General features: G+C 36.5%; 2 protein-coding genes. One reads left to right on the top strand and one right to left on the bottom strand.

Features of this window, described 5'->3' with window-relative positions:
* Positions 1-98 precede the first annotated feature (98 nt).
* Positions 99-2,306, bottom strand: a complete 2,208-nt coding sequence (locus tag HRT72_12395; protein ID NQY68504.1) for a S9 family peptidase — start codon at positions 2,304-2,306, stop codon at positions 99-101.
* 38 nt (positions 2,307-2,344) lie between these two features.
* Here HRT72_12395 and HRT72_12390 point away from each other — a divergent pair.
* Positions 2,345-2,843 (top strand): FAD-binding oxidoreductase (locus HRT72_12390; GenBank protein NQY68503.1); only part of this gene is annotated, 499 nt, incomplete at its 3' end.

Here is a 2,843-nt window from a genome sequence, read left to right as displayed (position 1 = left end):
TAGAGCCCTTTTGGATGACCAAATATTTCATCCTGGTTTCGTTGTATTTCTGTTTCGTTTGTCATTTATACTGTGTTGTAGAATGCGCTCTTAACTGGTTATAAGTTATCTAATATATAATTAGTCATTTTTGTGAAGAGATGAATCCTTGTTTTACCACCGAGTAAACTGTGTGCCTTATTAGTGTAGTAAAATGAGTCGAATTGCTTGTTTTGTTTAACTAGCTCTTCGGCAAGAATAGCAGAGTTTTGGAAATGCACATTGTCATCGGAGGTTCCGTGGATAAGTAAATACTTTCCTTTAAGCTGATCTATATAAGTCAAACATGAACTAGTTGAATACCCTTCTTTATTTTCATTCGGGGTTTGCATATACCGCTCAGTGTAGATTGTGTCATAAAATTTCCAATCGCTAACTGGAGCAACCGCGATAGCCATTTTGAAATATTCGGCACCTTTTAATATACTGAGGGTGGATATATATCCGCCATAGCTCCATCCTTGGATTCCAATTCGCTTAGAATCTACAAAAGGTTGTTTAGCCATGTATTTGGCTGTCTCAATCATATCGTATGTTTCTAAATCTCCAAGACTCTTATATGTAAGTCTTTCGAATTCAGCTCCTCTTGATCCAGTTCCTCTGCTATCAACCGAAATAATTACATAACCTTGCTTTGCTAAGTAGTGATGCCACATCATTGTGTTTCCACCCCATTTGTCTAGAACGGTTTGTGATCCAGGACCACCATAAACAGAGATATAAACGGGGTATTCTTTAAACGAATCGAAATTTGGTGGCTTAATCATCCAGCCGTTTAGCTTAATCTTTTGTTCCGTTTTAAATGTGAAGAATGTTTTCTTTGGAAGATCTACGGATGTTATTTTATGCGCTAATGCTTTGTTGTTTTCTAGAGTTCTTATTTTTCTGCCATCAATAGCATGCACTGTTGTAATAGGAGGGGTGTTGGCGGTAGAATATACATTAATGAAATAGTTAAACCCTTTACTAAATGTACATGCGTTGGTACCGCTAGAATGAGATAATTTGTAAAAATCTTCACCATTATAGTTTACCGAATAAATAGCACGTTTCATTGGTGACTCTTCTGTGCAAGTAAAATATACACGTAACGTATTTTCATCAAATCCATTAAATTTTGTTACATCCCATTCGCCTTGTGTTAATTGCCTTACCATTTTTCCTTGAAAGTTGTATAAATACAAATGATTATATCCATTGCTCTCGCTGCTCCAAATAAAGTGTTCTTTGTCTTTTAGAAATAAGATGTCGTCGGTAACATCTATATAAGTTTCACTTTCTTCTTTAAGTAGAATTGTCGTAGAAATATTATTCTCTTTTGTAATACAGTTTGCCGTTAGAACTTCAAGAATGTTTTGCCTTCTATTTAATCTGTAGATAAGTAATTTACTGTCTGTATTACTCCATTTTAGTCTAGGGATGTAGATGCTATTATCATTTCCTGTATTTATAGATTTAGTTAATTGTGTTTTTAAATTATATAAATGGATACTAACACTGGCGTTTGTTTCTCCTGCTTTTGGATATTTGAATTGATATTCTTTAGGATATAAATTATTGTAATCAGGGAATGAGAATTCACGCACTTTCGTTTCGTTGAATTTGTAGTAGGCCAAATTGTTGCCTTCCGAAGACCAGAAAAAGGCTCTGTTAAAAGCGAATTCCTCTTCGTATACCCAGTCAGCTTTGCCATTAATAATTTCGTTTCGTTTGCCGTCGAATGTAATTTGTAATGTGGTGCTATCGAGACGATTGATGTATATGTTATTTTCTTTAACAAAAGCGATTGAATTTCCATTTGGAGAAAATTTAACACATTCTGTTCGGCCTGAATCAGCAAGTAGGGTTGATTTGCTACTCTCCAAATTAACGATGTAATGAACATAGTTAGCCGATCGTCTGTAGATTCTTTGCTTATCAGTACCTAAGATCAAGAAGTTCTCTTCTGCGTTAAATGCGTACGAATCAATAGCTTTTAAAATAGTATCATTTGCTGCATTTAGCATGCTCGCCCTGAATAGGGTGTCGATCGCTTCTCCCGTCTTGTAAACATATCTAACTACGATAGATTCTCCTGAAATCTTGTCTTTCAGTAAGCTTGTATAATGCAGTCCATCTTCCATAGAGCGCATGGAATGTATGTATTCGGTAGAGTATTCGTTCTTTTCCCAAATGTCTTCCAGGGTGAGGTCTTTGGTCTCTTGCCCGAAAACTGAAGATGTTAAGTGTAGTAGTGTTGATAAAATTAAAGCGCTGGCTACTCTCATCGAGGGTTGGGTTTGTACTTTTGGTTATTATACATCAAATGTCGTACAAAAAGCTTTCAGTAGAAATAATTGGTCAATTAAAAAGCATCGTTGGTGAAGAATATGTTCTTCATAACGAAGAGGCTATGGCCGACTTTTCCCATGATGAAACGGAGGATCTTAATTATGCTCCGGAAGTTGTTGTGAAGCCTCGGACTGCTGAGGAGATTTCGGAAATTTTAAAAATTGCTAACAAGGAGAATATTCCAGTTACACCTAGAGGTGGTGGTACTGGATTAAGCGGTGGCGCACTTGCAATTTTTGGTGGAATATTAATCTCCATGGAGAGGTTTAATAAAATCCTCGAAATAGATGAGGATAATAGTCAAGCCACCGTTGAGCCTGGTGTAATTACTGAGGTCTTCCAAAATGCAGTTAAGGATAAAGGCCTTTTTTATCCGCCAGATCCTAGTAGTAAGGGGAGTTGTTTTCTTGGAGGTAATCTAGGTGAATGTGCTGGTGGGCCAAAAGCCGTTAAGTATGGTGTAACGAGAGATT

Source organism: Flavobacteriales bacterium (assembly GCA_013214975.1).
Classification (GTDB): domain Bacteria; phylum Bacteroidota; class Bacteroidia; order DT-38; family DT-38; genus DT-38.
This window is presented reverse-complemented; position numbering and strand designations above follow the sequence as displayed.

Coding starts and splice junctions, on each gene's coding strand:
- HRT72_12395 (NQY68504.1), bottom strand. CDS start 2,306: ATGAGAGTAGCCAGCGCTTTAATTTTATCAACACTACTACACTTAACA.